The organism is Amycolatopsis sp. WAC 01375 (genome assembly GCF_003947325.1).
GTDB lineage: Bacteria > Actinomycetota > Actinomycetes > Mycobacteriales > Pseudonocardiaceae > Amycolatopsis.
The window spans coordinates 1-1,087 of sequence record NZ_QHHW01000003.1; the positions used below are offsets into that span (position 1 = coordinate 1).

A 1,087-nucleotide genomic window follows, 5' to 3' on the forward strand; every position below is an offset into this window, starting at 1 on the left:
GGCGGTTTCAACTGGTTGTTGCAAGTAGTGCTTTGTCGAGTGCTTGTGCTGGTGTGAGGAGGTCGAGGGTAGGGCGTGGTCGGGTGTTGAGGCGTAGGGCGATGGCGTCGCAGTGGGTTTGGGTGAGGTGGCGCAGGTCTGAGCCTTTGGGCCAGTACTGGCGTAGCAGGCCGTTGGTGTTCTCGTTGCTGCCGCGTTCCCAGGGGCTGTGTGGGTGGCAGAAGTAGACCTGCAGGCCGGTGTCCAGGGTGAACTGGGCGTGCTGGGCCATTTCGTTGCCCTGGTCCCAGGCCAGCGATCGTTTCAGCTCGGCGGGCAGGGTAGTGATCATGCTGGTGAGCAGTTCCCGGACTTCGACGGCCTTGTGCGTGTCGGGCAGAGGGGCCAGCAACACGAATCGGGAGTGGCGTTCGACCAGGGTGATGACCGCGCCCTGGCCGACTGCCCCGAGGATCAGATCGCCTTCCCAGTGCCCGGGCACGGCCCGGTCGGCGGCCTCGGCGGGGCGTTCACTGATCGGGGTCATCCCGGTGATCCGGCCCTTGCGGCGGCTGGAGGTGCTGGTGCGTGACCGGCGCTGGTCACGGCCTGACCGCAGGTGCTCGGTGAGTTCGTTGCGCAGTTCACCACGAGTCTGGATGAACAGTGACTGGTAGATCGTCTCGTGACTCACCCGCATAGCCTGATCGTCGGGGAACAATGTCGGCAACATCAGGGAGATCAGCTGGGGTGACCAGTCTGCTTGCAGCAGACCGGTCACCACCGCCGCCAACTTACCGGCCAGCAGGTGGGTTTTCGGGCGCCGGCCGCGTTCGATGGCCAGGCGCTGGGCTCGGTCGGCCCGGTAGCGGCGAGGCCGGCCAGTGACCTTGGTGCCGGGCCTGGAGCACCGCGGTCCACCGCCGCGGCGTACCTCTCGTGAAATCGTCGAGGGTGACTTACCCAGGACCTTCGCCACCGCGTCCTGAGTAAGACCTTGATCCAGACCATTCTGGATCTTTTCCCGCTCCTCGCGCGTCAACCGGGCTCCTGGCATGACGATCTCCCTATCAGCCGCCACCACTTGCAACAACCGATTGAAACCCCC

Annotated in this window: 1 protein-coding gene; it reads right to left on the minus strand. The window is 65.0% G+C overall.

What is annotated here, in order from left to right:
• Window positions 1-7 precede the first annotated feature (7 nt).
• Window positions 8-1,087 (minus strand): IS30 family transposase (locus DL991_RS00015; protein ID WP_233598620.1); only part of this gene is annotated, 1,080 nt, incomplete at its 5' end.